Genomic DNA, 25,467 nt, shown 5'->3' with positions numbered 1-25,467 from the left:
CCGGGGTGGCGGTGGTCCGGGACTGGACCCCCGTGCTCCACCCCGCGACCGTCGCCACCGCGCCCCTCGTGGGGCTGCTCACCGGACTGCCGGCCGGTCTCTACCCGGCCTGGCGGGCGGCGCGGATCGAGCCCGCGGAGGCGCTCCGCCGCTGATCCGGGCCGGCCGTCCCCGCGGGCGGGGGCGGAACGCGACGAAGGGCCGGACCCCCCCGCGAGGCGGGGGTCCGGCCCTTCGGACGTCGGCTACAGGCCCTGCCAGGACGGCTTCTCGGCGTAGGTGTGCCGGAAGTAGTCCGCCAGCTTCAGCTTCGAGGCGGCGGCTTCGTCCACGACCACGGTCGCGTGCGCGTGCAGCTGCAGCGCCGAAGCCGGGACCAGCGCGGACAGCGGGCCCTCGACGGTCTGCGCGACGGCCTCGGCCTTGCCCTCGCCGGTGGCCAGGAGGACCAGGTGGCGGGCGTCGAGGATGGTGCCGATGCCCTGGGTGATGACGTGGTGGGGCACCTGGTCCAGGTCGCCGTCGAAGAAGCGCGCGTTGTCCACGCGGGTCTGCTCGGTCAGCGTCTTGATCCGGGTGCGGGAGGCGAGGGAGGAACAGGGCTCGTTGAAGCCGATGTGCCCGTCCGTGCCGATGCCCAGCAGCTGGAGGTCGACGCCGCCGGCCGCGGCGAGCGCCCGGTCGTACGCCTCACAGGCGGCGACGATGTCCTCGGCGGAGCCGTCGGGGCCCATGAAGGAGGCCTCGGACAGACCGAGGGGCTCCACGACCTCGCGCAGCACGACGGCCCGGTAGGACTCGGGGTGCCCGGCCGGCAGGCCGACGTACTCGTCGAGCTGGCAGATGCGGGCCTTGGAGGCGTCCACCTCGCCCGCCGCTACCTTGGCGGCGAGTGCTTCGTAGATGGGCAGCGGGGTGGAGCCGGTCGCCACGCCGAGGAGGGCGTCGGGCTTGCGGCGGACCAGGGCGGCCATGGCCTCCGCGATGAGCTCGCCGCCTGCCTTGGCGTTCGGGACGATGACAACTTCCACGCGGGGCCTGCCGATCTCGAGTGCGGGTGGTGGTATAGACCAATCTACCAGAACCGAGCCCTTCCCCGCCGGGCTCCGCCCAAGTCCCATGGTGATCCGCCCGACTCCATCCGGCCTCCCGGTCGTGCCCCACCGGTGCCTCGTTGTCGCTGGGGCCCGGCGAGGCTGGAGGTGCCGCCGCGCGGCCCCTGGGCTCCGCCCAGACCCGCACCTCAATCGCCGGCGAGGCTGGATTTGGCCGACGTAGGCCTTCGACTGTCGGACCGTTCCGGCACGCCGGCTGAAATCCCAGCCCCGCCGGGCGAAAACCCAGCCCCTCCGGCGTTTGAGGAGCGGGGTCCGGGGCGGAGCCCCGGGTCTTTGAGGCGTGCCCGGCATGCGGCCCCGGAACCAGCCCCGCCGGCGCTCGAGGCGGAGGGGGCCGGGGTTAGACCAGGGCCAGCTGGAGGCCGCCCGTGGCGTTCAGGTGTTGGCCCGTGATCCAGCGGGAGTCCGGGGAGGACAGGAAGGCCACCACGTCCGCGACCTCCTCCGCCTCGCCGATGCGGTGGAAGACGGACCGGGACGCCAGGTGGGCCCGGGTCCCCGCGTCCGCGAGGAGGCCCGCGTTCAGGTCGGTCTCCGTGATGCCCGGGCCTACCGAGTTCACGGTGATCCCGCGCGGCGCGAGCTCCGCCGCGAGCGAGCGCGTCAGCGCGTTCGTCGCCGCCTTGGCCGTGATCGTCGCCAGGATCGCCGGCAGGGCCAGGTCCGGGGTGCCGGTCACGTTCACGATCCGGCCGCCGTCCCGCAGCCGCGCCAGCCCGTACTTGATCACGAACAGCGGCGCCTTGGCGTTCAGGGCCAGCGTCCGGTCGTACGTCTCCTCGTCGATCTCCTCGATGCCCGCGAAGGCCGCCGCCCCCGCGTTGTTGACCAGGATGTCCACGCCCTCCGTGTGCGCGGGATGGGCCTCGTACGCCGCCCACAGCGCCCGCGCGTCCCCCGGGACGCCGAGCTCCGCCCGGATCGCGAAGGCCGACCCGCCGGCCGCCTCGATCGCGGCCACCGTCTCCGCCGCTGCCGCCCCGTCGCGCCCGTAGTGCACCGCGACCAGCGCCCCGTCCCGCGCCAGCCGCTCCGCCACGGCCCGTCCGATACCCCGGCTGCCGCCCGTGACCAGCGCCGTCTTCCCCTTGAGCACGCCCATGACGCGCCCCCCTTCGCAATTCGCTAGCGGTCGCTACAGAAAGGACCGTATCAGATTCCCTAACGACCGCTATAGAATCGGCGCATGGTGACAGGACAGCGCGGCAGGCCCCGCTCCTTCGACCGTGACGCCGCCCTCGACAAGGCCATGCTCGCCTTCTGGGAACGCGGCTACGAGGCGACCTCGATCTCCGACCTGACCGCCTCGCTCGGCATCGGCGCGCCCAGCCTCTACGCGGCGTTCGGGGACAAGCGCAAGCTCTTCGACGAGGTCGTGGTGGTCTACGGCCGGCGGTACGCGGACTTCGCGAGCGTCGCCCTGGCCGAGGAGCCCACCGCCCGCGCGGCGGTCGGCCGCATCCTGCGCGAGGCCGCCGAGGTCTACACCGACCCGGCCCACCCGCCCGGCTGCATGGTGATCAGCGCCGCCGTCAACACCACCTCGGACGAGGTCGCCGAGGCCCTGCGCGAACGGCGCAACGCCAACCTGGAACTCTTCGAGCGCCGGATCCGGGCCGACATGGCCACGGGCGCGCTACCCGCGGACACGGACGCGCGGGCGCTGGCCCGGTACGCCGGAGCCGTGCTTCAGGGGATGTCCCAGCAGTCGCGCGACGGGGCGAGCCGGGAGGAACTGGAGGCGGTGGCGGCGCGGGCGCTGCTCGCCTGGCCGGAGTAGTCGACGGCCGGTGGTTCGTTCCTCTGGGCCACGGTGCCCGACGGGACCCTCAACCCGTCCGGCACCGTAGCCCGGAGTACTTACGGCCGGCGGGTGTGCGGTTCCCGCGGCCGTGGAGAGGTGCCTGCGCGGTCAGGGCAGATCACGCGGCTTACCTCGATCCGTCCTCCTGTGCGGGGAGGGCGGAAGCTTGAAGCAATTGTGGACTAGACCATTCTGTTCTGTCCATCCAATGACGGGGGGATGAATACCGTCACTTCCTCCAACAGTACGCGGCCCCCGGGCATTCTGGATACTCCTGAGTACCGTCGTGGGGAAAGTCATGCGGCGTACCCGGGGTACGCTCGCCACGTGCCCTCCATGAACGACCTCGTACGCCAGCACACCGCTCTCGGTGAAACCGACCTGGAGTGGCTCCACCTGCTGGTCTCCGAGTGGCAGCTGCTCTCCGACCTCTCCTTCGCCGACCTCGTGCTGTGGGTGCCCACGCTCGACGGCAGTCGGTACGTCTCGGTCGCGCAGATGCGCCCGAACACCGGCCCCACCTCGTACCAGGACGACATGGTCGGCCACCTGGTGCCGCGCGGCCGCCGCCCGCTGCTCGACGCCGCCCTCGACGAGGGCCGCATCGTGCGCGAGGGCGACCCGGAGTGGCGCGAGGAGGTGCCCGTCCGCGTCGAGTCGATCCCCGTCCGCCGCGAAGGCCGGGTACTCGGAGTGATCGCGCGCAATACCAACCTGCTCACTGTGCGTACACCGAGCCGGCTGGAGCTGACCTACCTCCAGTCCGCCTCGGACCTGGCCCAGATGATCGCGGCGGGCTCCTTCCCCTTCCCCGGCCAGCAGGTCGACATGGACGCCTCGCCGCGCGTCGGCGACGGCCTGATCCGGCTCGACGCCGACGGCGTGGTCACCTACGCCTCCCCGAACGCCCTTTCGGCGTACCACCGGCTCGGCCTCGCCTCCGACCTCGTCGGCCAGCACCTGGGCAACACCACCGCCGAACTGGCCCCCACCCGGGGCCCGGTGGACGAGGCGATCGTCAAGCTCGCCAGCGGTTGGGCGCCTCGGGAGACCGAGGTCGAGGGCAACGGCGGGGTCATCCAGCTCCGCGCGATCCCGCTCAAGCCCAAGGGGACCCGCATCGGTTCCCTGGTGCTCTGCCGTGACGTCACGGAACTGCGCCGTCGCGAACGCGAATTGATCACCAAGGACGCGACCATCCGGGAGATCCACCACCGGGTGAAGAACAACCTCCAGACCGTGGCCGCGCTGCTGCGTCTCCAGTCCCGCCGGATGGATTCCCCGCAGGGTCGCGAGGCGCTCAACGAGGCCGTGCGCCGCGTCGGTTCGATCGCGATCGTGCACGAGACGCTGTCCCAGAACCTGGACGAGCGCGTCGAGTTCGACGAGATCGCCGACCGGGTGATCGCGATGGTCTCGGAGATCTCCCCGGGCAAGGTCGACTGCCGGCGCACCGGCCGCTTCGGGATCCTGGACGCGGAGGTCGCCACTCCGCTGTCGATGGTGTTGACCGAGATCCTCCAGAACGCCCTGGAGCACGCCTTCGCCCCCGCCGAACGGGGCACGGTGGAGGTCTCGGCGGTCCGCTCCGGCACCGGCCGGGCGGACGGCCGGCTGCTCATCACGGTCATCGACGACGGCCGGGGCCTGCCCGAGGGATTCGACCCCCAGCGGGCCGGGAACCTCGGGCTGCAGATCGTACGGACCCTCGTGGAGGGCGAGCTGGGCGGCACCTTCGACATGGTGCCGGCGGAGCCGCACGGCACGAAGGTCGTCCTCGACATCCCCTCCAGCCCGCAGAAGTAGCAGCCGTACCGTCACTCAACGTGACGCCGCGCGCTACGGACGGCACCCCGGACAGCACTGAACCCCGGACCGAATGGTGATCGGTCCGGGGTCCAAGAGCACGTTGCCAAGCGCTTATTCGGGTACTACGCGCTGCACGTCGAGGCTCGAAAGTCGTTGTCAGGCGCTGGCGTTGCGCGCCCGGTTGCGAGCGGCGCGGCGCTTCATCGCGCGGCGCTCGTCCTCGCTGAGACCGCCCCAGACGCCGGAGTCCTGACCGGACTCGAGCGCCCACTGCAGGCACTGCTCCATGACGGGGCAACGGCGGCAGACGGCCTTGGCTTCCTCGATCTGCAGCAGCGCAGGACCGGTGTTGCCGATGGGGAAGAAGAGTTCCGGGTCTTCCTCACGACAAACGGCGTTGTGACGCCAGTCCATGGCTGCTCCATCTCCTTGTATTGCGGGCAGGTTGCTTGTGAATGTGAACGCTTTCACGAATCCCCCCGTGAGGGAAGGTCGACCGCCTGGTTTCCCGGGTGATCAGTCAGAGATTCGTGGAGGGGTTCTGGCGCTCTGTGTGGGTGCCGGGTTCTGCGGGCTGTCCCGATCGCCATGAAGAGATTCGCAAACCTCGGACGGGGATACAACCCCTTCCGGAAAGTTTTTTTTGATTCGTCGGTGTCTACTAGGTCACAGCCCTACATCGTGAGGGTGGACCGGCGTGTAAACGTTCGAGTGAAAGGACTTTGGGCCCTTCTACTCACACAATCACACGCAGTGCTCGCCGAACGCCTGCGAACCGAACGCTGGTGCGCAAGCCGAGGTGATCGCCGTCCATCTGGAACGGGAGCGGAACCTTCGAATGCAAGGTGAAGTCGGTCAGATCGTGCAGAGACACCGCGTGCTTGCCGTGTGGACCCCGCTCAGGAGTCGAGGTCAGGAGCTGCGTCGCGTACCGAGCGACCGCCGGAGTTGACAAACGGTCCAGTGCCAATACGTCAAGCGCAGTATCGAACGACGCCTCCGGGGAGGCGTAAAGCGGACGATTCCCCAGATATGTCCACGGTGAGGTGTTGCACACTATCGACAGCACCAGATCGGTCACAGGATCGGCTCCGGGACGCTCCAGCGTGACCGTGCCGTGCCGCCGATTGGGTTCCTCCCAGAACTGGCGCATCAGCTGTCGTACGTAGAGCGCATGCGTCGAACGCTTGCCCCGCTCCCGCTGCTGCTCGACCCGGCCGACCACTCCCGCGTCGAAACCGAAGCCGGCGCAGAACGTGAACCAGCGCGACGGGACCGACTCGTCCTCCGTACCGGGGGCGCCGGCCGCCAGACCCAGACCGATCGTCCGCTCGCGCTGCTCCCGCAACGCGTCCAGCAGTGCGCCGGTCGCCTCGACCGCGTCGTTCGGCAGACCGAGTGCGCGCGCGAACACATTGGTCGACCCGCCGGGGACCACCGCCAGCCGGGGCAGGTTGTCCGGATCGGGCCCGTCGTGCAGCAGCCCGTTGACCACCTCGTTGACCGTGCCGTCGCCGCCCAGCGCCACGACGAGGTCGAGCCCCTCGTGCGCGGCCTTGCGCCCCAGGTCCCGGGCGTGCCCCCGGTACTCGGTGGTCACCGCCTCCAGCTTCATCTCGCTGGCGAGGGCGTGGGTCAGGACGTCGCGCGTGCGCGCACTGGTGGTCGTCGCTGCTGGGTTGGCCACGAGAAGTGCACGCATGAGCGCCAGCCTACCCACCCCCGCATATGCCGACCCTACTGCCCGTCCCCTCGGGGGTCCGGGCCGCGCGGCTACCCTGCTGGGGTGAGTAAGAAGCAGCCCGAGAAGGCCCCCGCCGCCGCACCCGCCGCCGCATCCGCACCCGCCTCCGCGCTGCCCCGGCGGCTGACCGCCGCCGCCGCGCTCACCGCCCTGGAGGGGCTGGCGCTGGCCGGACTCGGCGTCTACATGCTCTTCGTGGGCATCGCGGGGCACCCCGATTCCCCGCAGCAGGCCGAGACCGGCGGGATCACCCTCCTCGTCCTGGCCGCCCTGCCGCTGATCGGCGCGCGCGGCCTGCGCCTGGGCCGCCGCTGGAGCCGCGGCCCGGCACTGATCACCCAGCTGATGGCGCTGCCGGTGGCCTACACCCTGTACAGCACGGGCGGCGCGATGATCGCCGCCGCCGTGGCGCTGGCCCTGGCGGCGGTGGCCGTCATGGTGCTCCTGGTGAACCCCACGGCGACCGAAGCCCTCGGCATCGGGCCCGGCGAACAGGCCCGATAACCCTCGTACGTCCTGCTTCGTCCGCTCCGTCCGCTCCTCTACTCCTCGACGAGGAGCTTGTCGCGGAGCTGGGCCAGGGTGCGGGCCAGCAGGCGCGAGACGTGCATCTGGGAGATGCCTACCTCCTGCGCGATCTGCGACTGGGTCATGTTCCCGAAGAACCTGAGAAGCAGGATCCGCTTCTCCCGGGGAGGCAGTCCCTCCAGCAGTGGCTTGAGCGACTCGCGGTATTCGACGCCCTCCAGGGCCTCGTCCTCCGCGCCCAGGGTGTCCGCGACCGCCGGCGACTCGTCGTCGGTGTCCGGGACGTCCAGCGAGAGCGTGCTGTAGGCGTTGGCCGATTCCAGCCCCTCCAGCACCTCCTCCTCGGAGATCCCCAGCCGCTCGGCCAGCTCGTGCACGGTGGGGGAGCGGCCGTGCTGCTGGGACAGTTCCGCGGTCGCCGTCGTCAGCGAGAGCCTCAGCTCCTGGAGGCGCCGGGGAACCCGTACCGCCCAGCCCTTGTCCCGGAAGTGGCGCTTGATCTCGCCGACCACCGTGGGCGTGGCGTACGTGGAGAACTCGACCCCGCGGTCCGGGTCGAACCGGTCCACCGACTTGATCAGGCCGATCGTCGCGACCTGCGTCAGGTCGTCCAGCGGCTCACCGCGGTTGCGGAACCGCCGCGCGAGGTGCTCCACCAGCGGCAGGTGCATCCGCACCAGGCGGTTGCGCAGCTCCGCCTTCTCCGGCGAGCCGTCGGGCAGCGCCCGCAGCTCGATGAAGAGGGCCCGCGCACCGCTGCGGTCGCGCGGGTCCGGCAGCGCCTGCGAAACCGGGGGTCCCGGTGGGGCCGGCGGCGCCGGCGCCCCGGCGCCCTCCGGGGCGCCGGGGAAGGGCTCCGGAGGCTTGGCAGCGGCCTCCGGTGGCTGTACTTGATCGTGCTGGTTCTCGCTCATAGGGCCCGCCCGTCGCTCCGCCGAGTCCAAAAAGCCGTCTTCCGCATCCGCTTCAGCCGGGTGCGGCCGGGCGTGCTGCTGTTCAGGGATGCCGCCGTCGACCTCGTGCCGTACCCGGGGCCGATCCCCGCCCCGCACCGGGATCTCCCCGCCGCTCACGCCGGGCCTGGTCCCGCGCCGCGCTGTTTGTAGAGACTGATGCTCACCGTCCGGTTCTCCTCGACCGTGGCCTCGACCTTGCCGGCCAGCGCCGACAGGACCGTCCACGCGAACGTGTCGCGCTCCGGCGCGCGACCGTCGGTGGTCGGCGCGGACACGGTCACCTCCAGCGAATCCCCGATGAGGCGGAAGACGCAGCTGAGGACGGAGCCCGGCACGGCCTGCTGGAGCAGGATCGCGCAGGCCTCGTCCACCGCGATGCGGAGGTCCTCGATCTCGTCGAGGGTGAAGTCCAAACGTGCCGCGAGGCCGGCCGTGGCCGTTCGCAGCACCGACAGGTAGGCACCCGCAGCGGGCAGCCGGACTTCCACGAAGTCCTGGGTCCCGGGCTCGCCTGCGATCTGGGACACCCTCACCTCCAAGGTGGTACGAGCTCTGTTCGCCGGTGACGCTATCGCGATCCGGGCGATCGTGTCGCGGCACCCCTGTGGCCCCGCTGGAACACCCCGGCCGACCGTGCCGCTGCCCAGTGACTGATGGTAAGCCCATGGGTACGCACAGTGGCTAGGGGTCTGCGGGGTCCAAATCAGGGGAACCGGCGGAGGGTTGACCTACCCCGCATCAGACGATCGAACCGTCGACAAAACACCACCGCCAGGTCTCGCCCGGCTCGAAGCTCCGCATCACCGGATGGCCGGTCAGCTGGTGGTGCGCCGTCGCGTGCCGGTGGGGCGAGGAATCGCAACAGGCCACCTGCCCGCACGCCAGGCACATCCGCAGCTGGACGGGGTGGCTTCCGAGCGCCAGACATTCCGGGCAGGTCTGGGCAGAGGGGATGGGCTCGGGGCGCGGCAGTTCGGCAACGTGGGTGCACTCGCTCATCGCATTCTCCTTGTCCGCGCCCCCGGCCACCAGTTTCGGGGGCGAAACGCGTTCATGGGCCGGAGCTGCGGAGCATCGGAGTGTCGTTGCGTCACGCTTTGACCGGAGCTTGTCTGCTCACAGATTACGTCCCTACCGTGTGAGGCGTGGGGATCACTCCTGTGAAGCGGGCGTTCAAGTACCGCTTCTACCCGACCGACGAGCAGGCGCGTGAGCTGACGCGCACGTTCGGATGCGTGCGCAAGGTCTACAACCTGGCACTGGCGGCGCGCACGGAGGCGTGGACTCGTCAGGAACGCGTGAACTACGCGCAGACCTCGTCCCTGCTCACCCAGTGGAAGCAGACCGAGGAGCTGGCCTACCTGTCGGAGGTGTCATCGGTTCCCTTGCAGCAGGCTCTGAGGCATCTTCAGACGGCGTTCGCCGCTTTCTGGGGCAAGCGCTCGAAGTATCCGAGGTACAAGTCCAAGCGGAAGGCGCGCGCGAGTGCCCAGTACACCCGTTCCGCGTTCCGTTTCAAGGACGGCCGGGTCGTGCTCGCGAAACTCGTCGAGCCGCTGGACGTCGTGTGGTCGAGGCCGTTGCCGGATGGTGTCGAGCCGACGACGATCACCGTGTCGAGGGATGCGGCGGGGCGCTGGTTCGTGTCCCTGCTCTGCGAGGACCGACCTGCGCCGATGCCGGCCGTGGCGACGTCCGTCGGCGTCGACGCGGGCTTGACCGCCCTGGTGACGCTGTCCACCGGGGAGAAGGTCACCAACCCGAAGCATGAGCGGAAGGATCGGGTCCGGCTGTCCCGGGCCCAGCGGGAGTTGTCCCGCAAGGAGAAGGGGTCGGCGAATTGGGCCAAAGGCCGGACGCGCGTGGCCAAGGTCCACGCGAGGATCGCCGACAGGCGCAGGGACTTCCTGCACAAGCTGACCACTCGACTCGTGCGCGAAAACCAAACGCTCGTGATCGAGGACTTGACCGTCCGCACTTTGGTCAAGAATCGCAAGCTGTCACGTGCCATCTCCGATGCCGCCTGGAACGAGATGCGGTCGATGCTGGAGTACAAGACCGCGTGGTACGGGCGTGAGCTGATCACCGTGGACCGGTGGTTTCCCAGTTCGAAGCTCTGCTCGGCCTGTGGTGCTCTGGCTGATGCGATGCCCTTGAGCATCCGGGAGTGGACATGTGGGAACTGCGGGGCGTTCCATGATCGGGACGTGAACGCAGCGGAGAATCTTCTGGCCGCCGGGCTGGCGGTGTCTGCCTGCGGAGCGGGTGTAAGACCTCAACGGGAGCCTTCCCGGACGGGGCGGGCCGTGCTGAACCAGGAAATCCCACCCACGAGGGTGGGGCTCTCCTCTCGTCCGAGAGAAGACGAAGCCAAGATGGCCAGCGTACGCGCGGCGGCCGACGAATGAGGATGGATCTTCGATGGAGGTATTGCCGCTGGTGGCGCTGATCGCGGGCAGCGCCGCCGTAGCCGGGGCGGCCCGCCGCACGCCGGTGCCCGCGCCGCTGCTGCTGGTCGCGGTGGGGCTGGTGGCCGCGTACGTCCCCGGTGTGCCCTCGTACGCCCTCGACCCGCACATCGTGCTGCCGCTGCTGCTCCCGCCGCTGCTGTACACCGCCGCGGTCGACAGCTCGTACCTGGACCTGCGGGCGAACATCCGGCCCGTCGCGCTGCTCTCGGTCGGCTACGTGCTCTTCGCGACGCTCGCCGTCGGCTACGCGGCGTACCTGGTGATGCCGGCGCTCACCCTGCCGGTCGCGCTGGTGCTCGGCGCGGTCATCGCGCCGCCCGACGCGGTCGCCGCCACCGCGATCGCGCGCAAGCTCGGCCTGCCGAACCGGATCACGACCATCCTCCAGGGCGAGTCCCTGGTCAACGACGCCACCGCCATCACCGCGTACAACGTCGCCGTGGCCGCGGTGATCGGCACGAGCGCCGGTTGGGCGGGCGGGATCGCGGAGTTCCTGGTGGCCTCGGTGGGCGGGGTCGGGGTCGGCCTGCTGCTCATGGTGCCCATCCACCACCTGCGCACCCGGCTGAAGGAGCCGCTGCTCCAGAACACCCTGTCGCTGCTGATCCCCTTCGTGGCGTACGCGGCGGCCGAGCGGGTGCACGCGTCGGGGGTGCTCGCGGTGGTCGTCGTCGCGCTGTACCTCGGACACCGCAACTGGCAGGTCGACTTCGCGACCCGGCTCCAGGAGGAGGCGGTGTGGAAGGTGATCGCCTTCGTGCTGGAGTCGGTGGTCTTCGCGCTGATCGGTCTCCAACTGCCGGTGGTCCTCAAGGGGCTGACGGAGTACGAGGGCCTGAGCGCGGCCTGGTACGCGGTCGCGGTGTTCCTCGCGGTGGTGGTGGCCCGCTTCGTCTGGGTCTTCCCGGCGACCTTCCTGCCGAGGCTCTCGGAACGGATCCGCGACCGGGAGCCCGACACCGACTGGAAGGCGCCGGTGATCGTGGGCTGGGCCGGGATGCGCGGGGTGGTCTCGCTGGCCATCGCGTTCTCCATTCCGGTCACCGTCCCGCACCGGAACCTGATCCTCTTCCTGACCTTCACGACGGTCATCGGCACCCTGGTCGTCCAGGGCCTCACCCTCCCGCCGCTGATCAGGCTGCTGAAGCTGCCGCCGAAGGACGTACAGGCGGAGACCCTGGCCGAGGCGCAGGCGCAGAGCGAGGCCTCGCGGGCGGCGGAGGACCGCCTGGCGGAGCTCTTGGAACAGCCGGAGAACAACACCCTGCCGCCACCGCTGGCGGACCGGCTGCGGACGGTGCTGGAGCGGCGGCGCAACGCGGTGTGGGAGCGGCTGGGGGAGGTCAACCCGGTGACCGGGGAGTCGGCGGACGACATCTACCGGCGGCTCGCGGGCGAGATGATCGAGGCCGAGCGGGAGGTGTTCGTGCAGTTGCGGGACCTGCGGCGGATCGACGACGAGATGCTGAGGGCGCTGTTGCGCCGCCTGGACCTGGAGGAAGCGGCGGCCTACCGGGAACAGGGCTGACACCCTGGCCCCCTGGCCTTGGCTGCTGCCGTCCGCCTGTGCGGGCGCCGCTGCCCGGGCGCTGCCCGTCTGTCCGTGCGGCGCCGTTGCCGGGGCTCCGCCCCGGACCCCGCGCCTCAAACGCCGGCGGGGCTGGTTTCGGCTGCTGCCGTCTGCCCGTGCGGCTCAAGGATCGGGGCTCCGCCCCGGGCCCCGCGCCTCAAACGCCGGCGGGGCTGGATTTGCCGGTCGGGCCCCGGCCCGCCGACGCGCTCCCGAACCGCACCCCCGGAAGGGCGCCGCACCCGGCAGGGCTACGGGCGGCCCGTGATGATGGCGGCGACCGTGCTTCCGGGAGGGAAGGCGGCGGAGTTCGTGAGGGTCGTCAGGGCCCAGAGGAGTTTCGCCACGTAGATCCGTTCCACCGGGAGCCCGTGCCGGTGTTCGAAGTCCGCGGCGAAGGACTCCAGGGCGGAGGGGACGCGGGCGTACCCGCCGTGGTCGTGGCCCTCGGCCAGGCTCCAGTCCCCGGCCGGACCCCCGAACGCCGCCGCCTGGAGGGAACGTATCTCCGCGCCCAGGAAGCCGCCCGCCAGCACCGGCACGCCCAGTGCCCGCTGTTCGGGGTCCAGTCCGGCGGCCAGGCCGGCCAGGGTTCCACCGGTTCCGCAGGCCACGGCGACCACATCGGCCGCACCGCGCAGTTCGCGGCCCAGCTCGGCGCAGCCGTGGAGGGCGAGGGCGTTGCTGCCGCCCTCCGGGACCACGTACGCGCCCGACGCCCCGGCCTCGGCCACCAGCCGCGCCGACACCTCCGGCTCGGCCTTGAGCCGGTACTCCGACCGGGTCGCGAAGTGCAGCCGCATCCCGTCGGCCGCGCACCGGGCCAGCGACTCGTTGAGCGGGCGCCCGGCCAGCTCGTCCCCGCGTACGATCCCCACGGTCCGCACCCCGAGCAGCCGGCCGGCGGCGGCGGTGGCCCGCAGGTGGTTCGAGTACGCCCCGCCGAAGGTGGCCAGGGTCCCGTGCCCCGCCTCCAGGGCGGCCCGCAGGTTCGGCGCGAGCTTGCGCCACTTGTTCCCGGGAAGCTCGGGATGGACCAGGTCGTCCCGCTTGAGCAGGAGCCGGACGCCGTGCCGCTCGAACCTGTCGTCGCGGACCTCCTGTAGCGGCGAGGGCGGGCGGGGGCGCAGTTCGGGGTGGTCCACCCGTCCATTGTGCGGCGCCCCCGCCCCGGGTCACTTCAGGCGTTCCGCGATGCGGTCGCGCATGGAGGCCATCGTGAAGCCCTTCGGGTCGATCTTGCCCGGTTGCCATTCCAGGTGGCCGATGACCGAGCGGGACGTCCAGCCGTGGACCCGGCAGATCGCCGCCGCCGCGCGGGCGATGGCGTCCAGTTGGACCGCCGGCCACGGGTCCTTGCCGTCGCCGAGGTTCTCGCATTCGAAGCCGTAGAAGTGGCGGTTCCCGTCGGTGTCCGCCTCGTTGTCGGGCGGGAGGCGCTTCTCCGCGATGACGGCCGCCAGGACGTCGGAGTCCCCGGCGCCCGCGTGGTTGGCGCGGCCGTAGCCGACCAGGTGGACGCGACCGTCCTTGGTGATCACGCCGTGGCAGAGGGGGCCGGGGAGGTCCTCGTCGCCCTCGCGGCAGAGCCGGACGGTGTAGGCGGTGCCGTGGGTGACGGTGTGGTGGATCATCACACCGTTCACCGGGCCCCAGGGGCCCTTGTGGTTGCGGTTGTGGGTGCGCCAGGCGCCGACCTCGACGACGGTCAGCCCCTCGTTCCTCAGTGCGTTGATGAACCGGTCCGCGGACATGGGTGCGGCCATGGCCGCCTCCTTCGTTGCGGTGCAGTCGGACACCCTGTGTGTCCGGATGGTCACGCTACGGTTTAGCGGAGGCGGCCCTTCCGCCGCTAGGGCGGGATTCGGCCACTTATCGGGTGGAGGCCAGCCACAGGTCGGGGCCGAACACCTCGTAGTGGATGTCAGCGGCCGCCACGCCCTTGGCGAGCAGCTGCTCGCGCACCGCCCGCATGAAGGGGAGCGGGCCGCAGAGGTAGGCCTTGGTGCCGGGGGCGACGGGGACGGGGCCGAGGTCCATCAGGCCGGTGCGGTGCCCGGGCTCGGCCGACTCCTCGTACCAGAAGTGGGCGGCGGCGTCCGCGAGCTTGTGGGTCAGGGCCTGGTGGTCGCCGCGCAGCGGGTGGTCGGCGGGGGAGCGGTCGGCGTGCAGCACGGTGACCGGGGCGGGGTGCGCGGTGTCGGCCAGGTGCTCCAGCATCGAGAGCATCGGGGTGCAGCCGATGCCCGCGGAGGCGAGCAGGACCGGAGCATCGGAGTCGCGGAGCGTCAAGTCGCCGTACGGCGCCGAGACGCGCAGGGTGTCGCCGGCCCGGACGTGGGCGTGCAGGTGTCCCGAGACCTCGCCGTCGGGGCCCGCGGCGGCCGGGCCGTGCACGCGCTTGACGGTGATCGCGCGCACCGGGGAGCCGGGGGAGGTGGAGAGGCTGTACTGGCGGATCTGGCGGGCGCCGTCGGGGAGTTCGACCTGGACGGAGACGTACTGGCCGGGCAGATGCGCGGGAGCGGGGGCGCCGTCCGCCGGGGCGAGCCGGAAGGTGGCGCAGTCCGCGGTCTCCTCGACGCGGTCGGTCACCGTCCACTCGCGCCAGACGTCGCCGGCCAGCACCTGCTGCTCGGCGTACAGGCGCTCCTCGATGGCGATGAGGGCGTTCGCCATCAGCCAGTAGACCTCGTCCCAGGCGGCCGCGACCTCGGGGGTGACGGCCTCGCCGAGCACCTCGACGATGGCCTCGAACAGGTACCGGTGGACGATCGGGTACTGCTCACGGGTGACGCCGAGCGAGGCGTGCTTGTGTGCGATGCGGCCCAGCATCACGTCGGGGCGCGTGTCGGGGTGCTCGACGAGGTGCGTGGCGAAGGCCGCGATGGAGCCGGCGAGGGCCTGCTTCTGGAGGCCGGCGTTCTGGTTGCCCCGGTTGAAGAGGTCGCGGATCAGCTCCGGGTGGGCCGCGAACAGCTTCGCGTAGAAGAGCCCCGTGATCTCGCCGATGGCGGCTCCGACGGTGGGCAGGGTGGCTCGTACGGTCGCCGTCGACTTCTCGGAAAGCATGCGGGACTCCTCGCGTGTGGGTGGTGCGGCGGTGCGGATGGGTCAGTTAATTGGCATCTGAGATGCGTATTTTGAGGCCGAAAAAAGGTCCGCCGCGGTGCGGACCTCCGTTCGAGCTTGCCGTCAGGCTGAGCCTAGGCGGGCCGAAGGTGGGCGGAAATCGGCCATCCGGCCCGGATCGTCAGGGACTTTCGGCCCCTGTCGGAGGGCCGCCCGAAATGCCCAGCAGCAGTGGCCCCGTCGGGGTCGCGACCAGGTCGTTCACCGTCAACGGGTCCAACTCGGCGAAGAAGGCCTCCTGCGCCCGGCGCAGCGCGCCGCGCAGGATGCAGGCGGAGCGCAGCGGGCAGGGGACGGTGCCGTCGCAGTCCACGACGTCGCCCGGTCCCTCCAGTTCACGGACCACCCCGCCCACCGAGGCGGCCCGCCCGGCGGTGGTCAGGGTGAGCCCGCCGCCGCGGCCGCGGCGGGCCTCGACCAGGCCGAGATGCTGCAGCCTGGCGACCACTTTGGCGGTGTGCGTGTACGGGACCCGCATGGTCGCCGCGACGTCGCGCGTGGTCGGCAGGTCCGTCTCCGCGACGGCCAGGCGCATCAGGACGCGCAGCGCCAGGTCGGTGAATCGGGTCAGCCTCATGGGTCGACCGTAGAAAACTTGCATCCTCGATGCAAATTAATGGCCGAAAATGGTGGGGTCCGAGGGGCGGGGGAGGCGGGTGGGAGAGGGGGGGCGACGTCAAAGAGTGCCCAGCACCCGTACGGAGTAGTCCCACCCTTTTGTGTAATGGTCTCATCGCGCTACGTGCTGAAAGGCTGCACCCGCAGATCCATGGAGTGATCGAAGGGGAAATTCATGTCGGTCCAGGCAGGTTCCGAATCCGAGACCCAGACGCCGCAGCGCAGTCTCGGGACATCGGCCGCACGGAACTTGGCAACCACGACCAAGTCCGCGCCGCAGATGCAGGAAATCACCTCGCGGTGGCTCCTGAAGATGCTCCCGTGGGTCTCGGTGCAGGGCGGCACCTACCGCGTCAACCGCCGGCTCAGCTACTCCGTCGGCAACGGCATCGTCGAGTTCGTCAAGACCGGTAGCCAGGTCCAGGTCATCCCCGCCGAGCTCGGCGAACTCCCCCTCCTGCGCGACTACGACGACGAGGCGGTCCTCACCGAACTCGCCCAGCGCTGCCGCCAGATCGACTTCGAGCCCGGCCAGGAGCTGACCTCCTTCGGCAGCCCCTCGGACCAGGTGTTCCTCCTCGCCCACGGCCGCATCGACCACGTCGGCCCCGGCCCCTACGGTGACGACGCCGTCCTGCGGACCGTCGCGGACGGCGCCTTCTTCGGCGAGGACTCGCTCGTCGACGAAGAATCGATTTGGGAGTACACCGCCCGCGCCGCCACCTCCGGCACCGCCCTGGTCCTGTCCCGCCAGGACTTCCAACTGCTCGCCGACCGCGTCGACTCCCTGCGGGCGCACGTGGAGAGCGTACGGACCCTGCCCGAGCAGCGCACCAACAAGTACGGCGAGGCCGCGATCGACCTCTCCGCCGGCCACCAGGGCGAGGCCGTGCTCCCCGGGACCTTCGTCGACTACGAGGCCCACCCGCGCGAGTACGAACTCTCCATCGCCCAGACGGTCCTGCGGGTGCACACGCGCGTCGCCGACCTCTACAACCAGCCGATGAACCAGACCGAGCAGCAGTTGCGGCTCACGGTCGAGGCGCTGCGCGAGCGCCAGGAGCACGAGATGCTCAACAACACCGACTTCGGCCTGCTCCACAATGCCGACTACGACCAGCGCATCCAGCCCCACGACGGCGCGCCCAGCCCGGACGACATGGACCAGCTGCTCAGCATGCGGCGCGGCTCCAAGATGTTCCTCGCACACCCCAAGGCGATCGCCGCCTTCGGCCGCGAGTGCAACAAGCGCGGGCTCTACCCGGAATCGGTGGACGTCGACGGCCATCGCGTGCCGGCCTGGCGCGGGGTGCCGATCTTCCCGAGCAGCAAGATCCCGATCAGCGACGCCCGCACCACCTCCATCCTCTGCATGCGCACCGGCGAGGAGGAGCAGGGCGTGATCGGCCTGCACCAGCCCGGCATCCCCGACGAGATCGAGCCGAGCCTGTCGGTCCGCTTCATGGGGATCAGCGACCAGGCGATCATCTCGTACCTGGTCACCGCCTACTTCTCCGCCGCGGTGCTGGTGCCGGACGCGATCGGCGTACTGGAGAACGTCGAGATCGGCCGCTGGCGCTGAGCGCGCCGAGCACGGGGAGCGCCGTGGACGCCAGGGGCGCCGCCCTGACCGCGGGCGAGGGCCAGGAGGCCGCCGCCCTGCTGGAGCGGACGAGGGAAACGGTCAACCCGCAGCTGCGCCGGGCGGTCGAGAGCCTGCCCGGTTCGATGAGGCGGGTCGCGATGTACCACTTCGGCTGGGAGCACGCGGACGGCACGCCCGCCGCGGGCGGCACGGGGAAGGCCATCCGGCCGGCCCTGGTCCTGGCCGCCGCCCAGGCCCTGCGGGGGCCGGGCGGGGAGGTGGAGGACGCGGCACGGGCGGCGGCGGTCGCCGTGGAGCTGGCGCACAACTTCACGCTGCTGCACGACGACGTCATCGACCGGGACGTCCAGCGGCGCGGCCGGTCCACGGCCTGGACCGTCTTCGGGATTCCGGACGCGATCATCACGGGCGACGCCATGATGGCGCTCGCGCTGCGGCTGCTCGCCGAGGACTCGCACCCGGCCTCGGCGGAGGCCGCGGCCCGGCTCACGGCCTGCGTCATCGAGCTGTGCGGGGGCCAGCAGGCGGACTGCGCCTTCGAACAGCGCCCGCACGTCTCGCTCGACGAGTGCCTCGCCATGGCCACCGCCAAGACCGGGGCGCTGCTCGGCTGCGCCTGCGCGCTGGGCGCGCTGTACGCCGGGGCCGGGCCGGAGGAGGTCGAGGCGATGGACGCCTTCGGCCGGGAGGCCGGGCTGGCCTTCCAACTGATCGACGACCTGATCGGCATCTGGGGGGATCCGGGACACACCGGCAAGCCGGCCGGGGCGGATCTGATCGCCCGCAAGAAGTCCCTCCCGGTCGTCGCCGCCCTCAACTCGGGCACCTCGGCGGGCGAGGAGCTGGCCGCCCTGTACGCGGGTGCCATGACCGGGGACGACGTACGCAGGGCCGCCGACGCGGTGGAGCGGGCCGGCGGGCGCGACTGGGCGCAGGCCCACGCCGCGGACCGGATGGGCCGGGCGGTGCAGCAGCTGTCCCGGGCCGTCGCGGACCTCGGGGCGGCGGGCGGGCTGCTGGCGCTGGCGGAGTTCGTCACGCGCCGCACGAGGTGAGCACGCGGTAGGCGCGACGGGGAAGGCCTGTTCCGGCACCGTACGGTGCCGGAACAGGCCTTTCCGCATGTCGGGGCCAACTCTAGGATCCCTCAAGGACGTTGGGACTTGAGCGAAGGGTGTGCCCAGTGGCACTGGAGATACGTCAGGCGGATCAGTCGGACCGGGACGCGGTGGCGCGGCTGCTCGACGAGGCCTTCCGCACCGACCCCGTGAGCAGTTGGGTCTTCCCGGACCCCACGCACATGGCCGCGGTGCACGGAAAGTTCCTCGGGGTCTTCGTGGACGTGGCGCTCGCCGAGGGCCGCATCGACTACGCCGCGGACGGCTCGGCGGCCGCGCTGTGGCTGCGGATCCCGGCGGGGGAGCCGGAGGGCGAGGACGAGATCCCGGCGAAGATGCGCGCCGTCGCCGACCCGGACAACGAGCGCTGCGAGCTGGTCGGCCGGCTGACGGGTGCGGTGCACCCCACGGCGGAGGAACACGAGTACCTGCTGATGATCGCCGTCGCCCCGGGCCGGCAGGGCGAGGGGCTGGGCTCCGCGCTGATGCGCCCGGTGCTGGAGCGCTGCGACCGCGAGGGCGTGCCGGCGTACCTGGAGGCGAGCAGCGAGCGCAGCAAGGCGCTCTACGAGCGGCTCGGGTGGGAGTTCACGGGCGAGGCGGTGCGGCTGCCGGACGGGCCGCTGATGTGGCCGATGTGGCGCAAGCCGCAGCCCTAGTCGCGTAAGGGCTTGCCTAACCACTGCATGCGAAGTACTTTACTCGACGTGCCCCGATGCGGTGGCACTGTCGAACGGAAGAGAATCGCTTGCGCAAGCTCACGTACTTCATCGCCACCACCGTCGACGGCTTCATCGGGGCCCCGGACGGCGATGCCGATTTCATCTACGCCTTCCTGGACCCCGAGTTCATCGACCACCTCAAGGCCGAGTACCCGGAGACCATCTCCGCCGCCGGGCGCGAGCAGATGGGGATCGCGGACGCCGCGCCCAAGCGCTTCGACGCGGTGATCATGGGGCGCAACACGTACGAGCCGGGACTCAAGATCGGCATGGCCAGCCCCTACGGCCACATGCGCGAGCAGTACGTCGTCTCGCGCTCCCTCGTGGAGGCGCCGGATCCGCGGGTGCGGCTGATCAGCGGGGACCTCGTCGCCAAGGTCCGCGAGCTCAAGGCGCAGGACGGCCTGGACATCTGGCTCTGCGGCGGCGCCGACCTCGCGGCGCAGCTGGTGGACGAGATCGACGAGTACGTCGTCAAGACGTACCCGGTGTTCGTGGGGACCGGTATGCCGATGTCCCGCGCCGGATTCGGGGTGCGTCCGCTGGAGCTCACCGGCTGCACCGCCCTCGGCGGTGGCCAGGTCGTCACCTCGTACGCCGTCAAGCGCTGACCGGGCGAAAGCGGAAAACCGGCCTACCGTAGAGGTATGGCCGGTGAACAGCAGTGGCGCCCGCACGAGACGATCGCCCCGCACGCCGGGCACGAGCAGCAGACGTGCCCGACGTGCGGGAGCCCCGTGGATACGGTGCTGAGACGGCGCAAGTCACTGGGGATCTTCATCCCGTACTGGACTCCGGGCCCCTGTCGGAACCCGGAGTGCCCGGAGTACGCCGCCGCGGCGGGCTAGCGGGCTAGCGGGCTAGCGGGTCAGCGGGTCAGCCCTTCGACCCCAGGCCGGAGGCGACCAGGCCGTTGGCCCACAGCTGGTTCACTCGCGACCGCTCGGCGCTGTTCGGGGTGGCGTTCTGGCAGGAGGTGCCCGGGCCGCCACCCGACATCAGCTCGCTGCACGGACCCGAGTAGTGGTCCGGCAGGCCGAGCACGTGACCGGTCTCGTGCGCGGTCACCCGGGTGGAGTTGTACTGCTGGTTCTGTCGGTAGTCCAGGAAGATGTAGCCGCGGCCGTGCCCGTCCGTGCTCGCGTAGGAGCCGCGTGAGTCATTGCCCTCGCGGTACGAGAAGTTCCCGCCCGAGGACACCTCCTGCAACTTGACGTTGGACACCGAGCTGTTCCAAATCTGGGTGGAACGGGCTATCTGGGTACGGAAGCTCGGCGCGCTGCGGGTGTTGTACGTGACGGTCACGGCGAGCACGCCGGGGTTCGCGGCACGCTGCTCGGCGACCGAACGCTGCACGGCCTCGAAGAAGGCGCGGTTGGCGGCCTCGTTCTCCGTGGAGCCCGCGTACGCGGCGTACGTCGAGGCGTTGCCGGCGGCGGGCGCGGCGCTGGCGGTGGGCGCGATTCCGCCGAGGGCGGCGGCGAGACCGAGGCCGATGGTTCCGGCCAGCGCGGCCTTACGGGAGTGGCGCATGTGGGGGAGCTCCTACTCGTCCGGTGCGGTGGGGGGTGGTCGTTCGGTACCGGAGTCTGCGGGAGCGGAAGCGGGCGGCGGATGATGTCAGCCGCCGATAACACGGCCCTATCGGGGAGGTTTCGGAAGGCCGACCTCCGTGAGAATGGCGGGATTCGAGGGCCCGCTGACGGTGGTGCGGTTCGCCCGGCCCGGCCTACCCTCTGGGGCATGGAGCTTGAGGTCAGGCACCTGCGGGCGCTGTGCGCCATCGCCGACGCCGGCAGTCTGCACAAGGCCGCCCGGCAGCTCGGCGTGAGCCAGCCCGCCCTGACGACTCAACTGCGCCGCATCGAACGGGCCCTGGAGGGCGACCTGTTCCTGCGCGAACGCACCGGCTGCCGGCCCACCCCCTTCGGGCACGCGGTCCTCGGCCGGGCCCGGCCGCTGCTCGCCGACATGGCCGCGCTCGTCGCGGAGGCGCGGGCGCAGGCCCGCGGGCCGCGGCTGAGCATCGGCTCCACGGCCAGCCGCGCCCTGCCGGGCTGGCTGCGCCGGCTGCACCGGCGACTGCCGGACACCGAGACCTCCCTGGTGGTGGACGTATCCGCCAACGCGCTGCTGCGGATGGTGGCTTCCGGGCAGCTGGACGTGGCGTTCGTGCACGAGGTCGAGGGCAGCCCGCTGACCGTGCCGACGGGGCTGGAGCTGCGGGTGCTGATGGAGCGGGAGCCCCAGTTCGTGTCGATGGCCAAGGACCATCCGGCCGCGAGCTCGCCGGTCGTGGCGTTACGGGACCTCGCCCGGGACCGGTGGACGGTGGACCCCTCGGTGGACGGCGAATGGGACGGCCTGCGCCGGGTGTTCGCGGGGGCCGGGCTCGACCCGCCGGTCCTGCACGCGGACTACCACACGGCGACCTCGCTGATCGTCTCCGGCGAGGCGGTGGCGCCGTGCCAGCCGACGTCCGGGCCGCGGGACGACATGGCCATCCGGCCGCTGTGCGGGGATCCGCTGGCGGTGCGGCTGCTGTTGGCCACGCGGCCGGGCGCGCACGCGGAGGTCTTCGAGGACCTCCGCGCCGCGTACCGCGAAGCGGCCCTGCGTGCCGCGCCGTACCGTGCCTGGCTCCACCACCACGCGAGCCCGCTCCTGGAAGCGGCCTGACCTCCACCCCCGAGGCTCGGCCCCGGCCCCTTACCCCTGTGGCTCCGCCACCCCGGCTCCCGCGCCTGGAGTGCCGGCGCGGCTCAAAAACCTGGGGCTCCGCCCCGGACCCCGCGCCTCAAACGCCGGCGGGGCTGGATTGTGCCCCCTGCCGACTCGCGGGTGCGCGCACTTCCAGCCCGCCCGCACCACCCTCCAGCCCGTCCGGCGTTTGAGGACCGGGTCCGGGCGGAGCCCGGGGAACGGAAGGGCGGGGCGGGGAGAGGCTCCGCGCAGCGGCACCCACGCCGGCCACGCCGGGCCCGCGCGCGCCGCTGGGCCCGCCCGGCCTGGCCGCGCCGCCCGGCCGTTCACGCCGCCTCGCCGCCTCGCCGCCTCGCCCCCGTGCCGCCGGGCCCGCCGGCACGCCCGCGCCCGGCACGCCCGCGCCCGGCACGCCCGCGCCCGGCACGCCCGCGCCCGGCACGTGGCCGCGGTCCCTTGACTTCGCGCAACCGCGATATATCGTGTTCATCAGAAGACGCGATATGTTGCGAGCGTCGTCAAGAGCCCGGCCCCCGCACGCACCGAGAAAGGATCAGCACCATGGCAGAGCAGAAGACGTGGTCGGCCGCCGAACCGCAGAAGCTCACCTTCGAGGAGCCGGTGACCGAGCTCCGCGTCCGGCTCGTGAGCGGCACGGTCAACGTCGTCGCGGCCGAAGAAGGCCCCGCCCGGCTGGAGATCGCCGATGTCGACGGGCCGCCGCTGTACGTGGTGCAGGAGGGCGGCACCCTCACCGTCTCCTACGAGGACCTGCCCTGGAACGGCTCGCACGGCTTCAAGGAGTGGTTCGACACCAAGCCGTGGAAGGCGTGGGCCGGCAAGTCCGCCACCGGTCGCAAGGCCTGGGAGCGCAGCGCCGCCGTCACCCTCATGGTCCCCGCCGCCACGCACGTACGCGTAGGAGTGGTCGACGCGACCACCTTCGTGTCCGGGATCTCCGGCGGCACCGACGTCAACGGGGTGTCCGGCGACGCCACCCTCGTGGCGCTCTCCGGGCAGGTCAAGGCGCACACCGTCTCCGGCAGCGTCGAGGCCCAGTCCGTCACCGGCGAGCTGGGGTTCCACTCCGTCTCCGGCGGTCTGACCGTGGTCGACGGAACGGCGACCAACGTACGGGCCGACTCCGTCAGCGGTGACATGCTCATCGACCTGGACCTCGACCCGGTCGCCGCCCGGCCCGTGGACATCGCGCTCAACTCCGTCTCCGGACAGGTCGCGATCCGCCTCCCGCACCCCGCCGACGCGCGCATCGAGGCCAACACCGCCACCGGCGGCGTCTCCAACGCCTTCGAGGACCTGCGGGTCTCGGGCCAGTTCGGCTCCAAGCGGATCACCGGCACGCTCGGCGCCGGTACCGGCACGCTGCGGGCCACCACCGTGTCCGGTGGGATCGCGCTGCTGCGCCGCCCGGCCGCCGACACCGCGGAAACGCCCCTCGCGCTCGACAAGAAGGTGCTCTGACATGCCGCCCGTCTTCGCCCACGGCCGCCTCCGGCTCTACCTCCTCAAGCTCCTGGACGAGGCGCCCCGCCACGGATACGAGGTGATCCGCCTCCTGGAGGAACGCTTCCAGGGCCTCTACGCCCCCTCCGCGGGCACGGTGTACCCGCGCCTGGCCAAGCTGGAGGCCGAAGGCCTGGTCACGTACGCCACCGAAGGCGGGCGCAAGGTGTACTCCATCACCGAGGCGGGCCGCGCCGAACTGGCCGACCGCAGTGGCGAACTCGCCGATCTGGAGCTGGAGATCCGAGACTCCGTGACCGAACTGGCCGCCGAGATCCGCGACGACGTCCGGGGTGCGGCGGGTGATCTGCGGCGCGAGATGCGGGCCGCGGCGTCCGCCTCGGCGACCCGGGTCGACGACGAGTCCTGGCAGACGATCAAGGAGGAGATGGGCAAGGCGCGCGCGGAGTGGAAGGAACAGGCGCGCCGGGCGAAGGACGAGAGCCGCCGGGCCCGCGAGGAGGCGCAGGCGGCCCGCCGCCAGGCCAAGGAGGCGCAGGAGCGGGCCCGTGAGGAGGTCCAGCGGATCGCGGGGCAGCTGCAGGAGCAGCTCGCCAAGTCGGGTGGCGTGCTGGGGAATCTGGCCGGTGCGTGGCTGGGCGGTGCCGGTGCGGGTGGGGGTGGCGGTACGTCGGCCGCGTCCGCGGGGGCCGCTGCCGCGGCGGCGGACTGGGCCGAGGACCTGGTCCCGTCCGGGGACCCGGCCCGTGACCTGGACCGGCTGCTGGACCGCTTCCGCGACGAGGTGCGTGATGCCGCGCGGGACCACGGGGTTTCGGCGGAGCGGGTGGCCGAGGCCCGGGCCGACCTCGCGGCCGCGGCGGCGCGGCTGTCGGCCACCCTCCGAGGCAAGGCCTGACTCCGGCTGCGGCGCCGCGCCGGGGCTCCGCCCCGCACCCCGCGCCTCAAACGCCGGCGGGGCTGGGTTCTCCGCGGCGAGGCCGCAGTTCTCGCGGTGCGGCCGGACCGTGACGGGGCCCGGCCGCCGGGGCTCCGCCGCGCACCCCGCGCCTCAAACGCCGGCGGGGCTGGGTTCTCCGCGGCGAGGCCGCAGTTCTCGCGGTGCGGCCGGACCGTGACGGGGCCCGGCTGCCGGGGCTCCGCCGCGCACCCCGCGCCTCAAACGCCGGCGGGGCTGGGTTCTCCGCGGCGAGGCCGCAGTTCTCCCGGTGCGGCCGGACCGTGACGGGGCCCGGCCGCCGGGGCTCCGCCGCGCACCCCGCGCCTCAAACGCCGGCGGGGCTGGGTTCTCCCCGGCGGGGAACCTCAGGCCGCCAAGGTCGATTCCGCCGTTGTGTACGTGACCCCGTGGTCCGTCAGGACCTCGGAGGGGGTGCCGGGGCGGGAGAGGAGGGCCAGGAGGAGGTGCAGGGTGCCTATGTGGCGGTCCTTGCGGCCCAGCGCGATGCGCAGGGACCGTTCCAGGGTCTTCTTCGCGCCCTGGGTCAACGGGACGTGGCGGCCATCCGGTTCCGGGCGGCCCAGGGCCGAGCGGAGCGAGGAGCCCAGGGTGCGCTTGCGCGGCGTCGGGGCGGACAGGGCTCCCTCGCCGTGGGTCTCCTCGACGCGGGAGACGATTTCGGTGAGGTCGATGCCCAGGTCCGCGAGGGCCTCCTCGTCCGCCCTGGACATGCCGCCCCGGCGGCGGGCCGCCGCGAGGTCCGCGGTCACCGCGGCCCGGTCGACGCCCAGGGGGTCCAGGGCGCCCAAGGCCAGCAGGGAGAGGAGCAGGTGCTCCTCGGTGACCGTGGCGGCGCCCGCCTCGCGGGCCTCGGCGACGGCGCCCGTGACCGCGGCGCGGGCGTCCTCGGTGAATCGCTCGAACATCAAAGCCTCCCGTGCTTCTTGTGCACGGCCTGCCGGCTCACGCCCAGCTCGGCCGCGATCTCCTGCCAGGACCACCCCTGCGCGCGGGCGCTGCGTACCTGTACGGCCTCCAGCTGCTCCAGCAGTCTGCGGAGGGCGGCCACGGCACGCAGGCCCACGCGCGGGTCACGGTCACCGGCCCGTTCGGCGAGATCGGTAGCTTCCGTCATGCATGTCA

General features: G+C 71.8%; 27 protein-coding genes and 1 pseudogene. 14 read left to right on the top strand and 14 right to left on the bottom strand.

The genetic code is table 11. The features are described 5' to 3' along the window. Positions 1-5: 5 nt before the first annotated feature. Positions 6-155, top strand: a pseudogene (locus ACFYYJ_RS36270) (ABC transporter permease); the annotation flags it as partial. A 90-nt stretch (positions 156-245) separates the two neighbouring features. Here ACFYYJ_RS36270 and nagB read toward each other — a convergent pair. Both nagB and ACFYYJ_RS36260 read right to left on the bottom strand, forming a co-directional pair. Then, complete coding sequence (gene nagB, locus ACFYYJ_RS36265) at positions 246-1,031, bottom strand: glucosamine-6-phosphate deaminase (protein ID WP_385128501.1); 786 nt, start codon at positions 1,029-1,031, stop codon at positions 246-248. Between the two features lie 427 nt (positions 1,032-1,458). Next, positions 1,459-2,220, bottom strand: a complete 762-nt coding sequence (locus tag ACFYYJ_RS36260) for an SDR family oxidoreductase (RefSeq protein WP_385365928.1) — start codon at positions 2,218-2,220, stop codon at positions 1,459-1,461. Positions 2,221-2,304: 84 nt separating this feature from the next. Here ACFYYJ_RS36260 and ACFYYJ_RS36255 point away from each other — a divergent pair, with 84 nt between their 5' ends. After that, entirely contained in the window at positions 2,305-2,898 is a 594-nt protein-coding gene (locus ACFYYJ_RS36255; RefSeq protein WP_385365927.1) for a TetR/AcrR family transcriptional regulator, read from the top strand. Between the two features lie 360 nt (positions 2,899-3,258). Beyond that, the gene (locus tag ACFYYJ_RS36250) at positions 3,259-4,728 is read left to right on the top strand and encodes a sensor histidine kinase (RefSeq protein WP_385128530.1); all 1,470 of its coding nucleotides are present in this window, start codon (positions 3,259-3,261) and stop codon (positions 4,726-4,728) included. Between the two features lie 159 nt (positions 4,729-4,887). Here ACFYYJ_RS36250 and ACFYYJ_RS36245 read toward each other — a convergent pair whose 3' ends face one another. Continuing rightward, positions 4,888-5,145, bottom strand: a complete 258-nt coding sequence (locus ACFYYJ_RS36245; RefSeq protein ID WP_003953983.1) for a WhiB family transcriptional regulator — start codon at positions 5,143-5,145, stop codon at positions 4,888-4,890. Positions 5,146-5,467: 322 nt separating this feature from the next. Continuing rightward, entirely contained in the window at positions 5,468-6,433 is a 966-nt protein-coding gene (locus tag ACFYYJ_RS36240) for a diacylglycerol/lipid kinase family protein (RefSeq protein ID WP_384584542.1), read from the bottom strand. An 84-nt stretch (positions 6,434-6,517) separates the two neighbouring features. On the opposite strand from ACFYYJ_RS36240, the gene ACFYYJ_RS36235 reads away from it, so the two are divergent. Further along, entirely contained in the window at positions 6,518-6,979 is a 462-nt protein-coding gene (locus ACFYYJ_RS36235; RefSeq protein ID WP_385365926.1) for a hypothetical protein, read from the top strand. Positions 6,980-7,017: 38 nt separating this feature from the next. On the opposite strand, the gene ACFYYJ_RS36230 is transcribed toward ACFYYJ_RS36235, so the two are convergent. The 3 genes from ACFYYJ_RS36230 to ACFYYJ_RS36220 all read right to left on the bottom strand — a co-directional run bounded on the left by ACFYYJ_RS36230 (position 7,018) and on the right by ACFYYJ_RS36220 (position 8,958). Continuing rightward, positions 7,018-8,076: an RNA polymerase sigma factor SigF gene (locus tag ACFYYJ_RS36230; protein WP_389138576.1), complete on the bottom strand. Its 1,059-nt coding sequence runs from the start codon at positions 8,074-8,076 to the stop codon at positions 7,018-7,020. Then, entirely contained in the window at positions 8,073-8,486 is a 414-nt protein-coding gene (locus ACFYYJ_RS36225) for an anti-sigma regulatory factor (RefSeq protein ID WP_365165629.1), read from the bottom strand. The genes ACFYYJ_RS36230 and ACFYYJ_RS36225 overlap by 4 nt, the downstream gene beginning before the upstream one ends. 211 nt (positions 8,487-8,697) lie before the next feature. Then, positions 8,698-8,958: a UBP-type zinc finger domain-containing protein gene (locus tag ACFYYJ_RS36220; RefSeq protein WP_389138573.1), complete on the bottom strand. Its 261-nt coding sequence runs from the start codon at positions 8,956-8,958 to the stop codon at positions 8,698-8,700. Positions 8,959-9,110: 152 nt separating this feature from the next. Here ACFYYJ_RS36220 and ACFYYJ_RS36215 point away from each other — a divergent pair, with 152 nt between their 5' ends. Further along, positions 9,111-10,367 carry an RNA-guided endonuclease InsQ/TnpB family protein gene (locus ACFYYJ_RS36215; RefSeq protein ID WP_385365929.1) on the top strand — a complete coding sequence of 419 codons (1,257 nt, stop codon included), beginning with the start codon at positions 9,111-9,113 and terminating at the stop codon, positions 10,365-10,367. A 13-nt stretch (positions 10,368-10,380) separates the two neighbouring features. Continuing rightward, positions 10,381-11,958, top strand: coding sequence for a Na+/H+ antiporter (locus ACFYYJ_RS36210; protein WP_385365924.1), 1,578 nt, complete (start codon positions 10,381-10,383; stop codon positions 11,956-11,958). Between the two features lie 293 nt (positions 11,959-12,251). Here the strand turns inward: ACFYYJ_RS36210 and ACFYYJ_RS36205 are convergent, their stop codons facing one another. The 4 genes from ACFYYJ_RS36205 to ACFYYJ_RS36190 form a co-directional block, all read right to left on the bottom strand. Further along, positions 12,252-13,145: a 1-aminocyclopropane-1-carboxylate deaminase/D-cysteine desulfhydrase gene (locus ACFYYJ_RS36205; protein WP_389138568.1), complete on the bottom strand. Its 894-nt coding sequence runs from the start codon at positions 13,143-13,145 to the stop codon at positions 12,252-12,254. A 30-nt stretch (positions 13,146-13,175) separates the two neighbouring features. Continuing rightward, positions 13,176-13,766, bottom strand: a complete 591-nt coding sequence (locus ACFYYJ_RS36200) for an N-acetylmuramoyl-L-alanine amidase (RefSeq protein ID WP_385128493.1) — start codon at positions 13,764-13,766, stop codon at positions 13,176-13,178. A 106-nt stretch (positions 13,767-13,872) separates the two neighbouring features. Then, the gene (locus ACFYYJ_RS36195; protein ID WP_385128492.1) at positions 13,873-15,072 is read right to left on the bottom strand and encodes a globin domain-containing protein; all 1,200 of its coding nucleotides are present in this window, start codon (positions 15,070-15,072) and stop codon (positions 13,873-13,875) included. Between the two features lie 181 nt (positions 15,073-15,253). After that, a complete protein-coding gene (locus ACFYYJ_RS36190; RefSeq protein WP_385366021.1) occupies positions 15,254-15,709 on the bottom strand; it encodes an RrF2 family transcriptional regulator in 456 nt (151 codons plus the stop codon). A 216-nt stretch (positions 15,710-15,925) separates the two neighbouring features. Here ACFYYJ_RS36190 and ACFYYJ_RS36185 point away from each other — a divergent pair, with 216 nt between their 5' ends. From ACFYYJ_RS36185 to ACFYYJ_RS36165, 5 genes are all read left to right on the top strand, one after another. After that, positions 15,926-17,332, top strand: a complete 1,407-nt coding sequence (locus ACFYYJ_RS36185; protein WP_385128490.1) for a family 2B encapsulin nanocompartment shell protein — start codon at positions 15,926-15,928, stop codon at positions 17,330-17,332. 23 nt (positions 17,333-17,355) lie between these two features. Then, complete coding sequence (locus ACFYYJ_RS36180) at positions 17,356-18,411, top strand: family 2 encapsulin nanocompartment cargo protein polyprenyl transferase (protein ID WP_389138560.1); 1,056 nt, start codon at positions 17,356-17,358, stop codon at positions 18,409-18,411. Positions 18,412-18,539: 128 nt separating this feature from the next. Beyond that, positions 18,540-19,133 carry a GNAT family N-acetyltransferase gene (locus tag ACFYYJ_RS36175; protein WP_385128489.1) on the top strand — a complete coding sequence of 198 codons (594 nt, stop codon included), beginning with the start codon at positions 18,540-18,542 and terminating at the stop codon, positions 19,131-19,133. Positions 19,134-19,222: 89 nt separating this feature from the next. Next, positions 19,223-19,807, top strand: a complete 585-nt coding sequence (locus tag ACFYYJ_RS36170; protein ID WP_385128488.1) for a dihydrofolate reductase family protein — start codon at positions 19,223-19,225, stop codon at positions 19,805-19,807. Between the two features lie 36 nt (positions 19,808-19,843). After that, the gene (locus tag ACFYYJ_RS36165) at positions 19,844-20,044 is read left to right on the top strand and encodes a hypothetical protein (RefSeq protein ID WP_385366024.1); all 201 of its coding nucleotides are present in this window, start codon (positions 19,844-19,846) and stop codon (positions 20,042-20,044) included. 28 nt (positions 20,045-20,072) lie between these two features. Here the strand turns inward: ACFYYJ_RS36165 and snpA are convergent, their stop codons facing one another. Continuing rightward, on the bottom strand, positions 20,073-20,729 hold the full coding sequence (snpA, locus tag ACFYYJ_RS36160) for a snapalysin (protein ID WP_385128486.1): 657 nt from the start codon (positions 20,727-20,729) through the stop codon (positions 20,073-20,075). 210 nt (positions 20,730-20,939) lie between these two features. Here snpA and ACFYYJ_RS36155 point away from each other — a divergent pair, with 210 nt between their 5' ends. From ACFYYJ_RS36155 to ACFYYJ_RS36145, 3 genes are all read left to right on the top strand, one after another. After that, positions 20,940-21,875: a LysR substrate-binding domain-containing protein gene (locus tag ACFYYJ_RS36155; protein WP_385128485.1), complete on the top strand. Its 936-nt coding sequence runs from the start codon at positions 20,940-20,942 to the stop codon at positions 21,873-21,875. A gap of 585 nt (positions 21,876-22,460) precedes the next feature. After that, complete coding sequence (locus tag ACFYYJ_RS36150) at positions 22,461-23,381, top strand: DUF4097 domain-containing protein (RefSeq protein WP_385128484.1); 921 nt, start codon at positions 22,461-22,463, stop codon at positions 23,379-23,381. Position 23,382: 1 nt separating this feature from the next. After that, positions 23,383-24,282 (top strand): helix-turn-helix transcriptional regulator, encoded by a 900-nt coding sequence (locus tag ACFYYJ_RS36145; protein WP_389138553.1) that lies wholly within the window; start codon positions 23,383-23,385, stop codon positions 24,280-24,282. Between the two features lie 407 nt (positions 24,283-24,689). Here the strand turns inward: ACFYYJ_RS36145 and ACFYYJ_RS36140 are convergent, their stop codons facing one another. After that, complete coding sequence (locus ACFYYJ_RS36140) at positions 24,690-25,250, bottom strand: Clp protease N-terminal domain-containing protein (RefSeq protein ID WP_385128482.1); 561 nt, start codon at positions 25,248-25,250, stop codon at positions 24,690-24,692. Beyond that, positions 25,250-25,459, bottom strand: a complete 210-nt coding sequence (locus ACFYYJ_RS36135) for a helix-turn-helix domain-containing protein (protein ID WP_042818984.1) — start codon at positions 25,457-25,459, stop codon at positions 25,250-25,252. The genes ACFYYJ_RS36140 and ACFYYJ_RS36135 overlap by 1 nt, the downstream gene beginning before the upstream one ends. Positions 25,460-25,467 lie beyond the last annotated feature (8 nt).

The organism is Streptomyces sp. NPDC002467 (genome assembly GCF_042889825.1).
In the GTDB taxonomy this organism is placed as follows: Bacteria; Actinomycetota; Actinomycetes; order Streptomycetales; family Streptomycetaceae; genus Streptomyces.
Note: the sequence above shows the minus strand (reverse complement) of the source record. Positions and strands in the feature narration are given on the sequence as shown.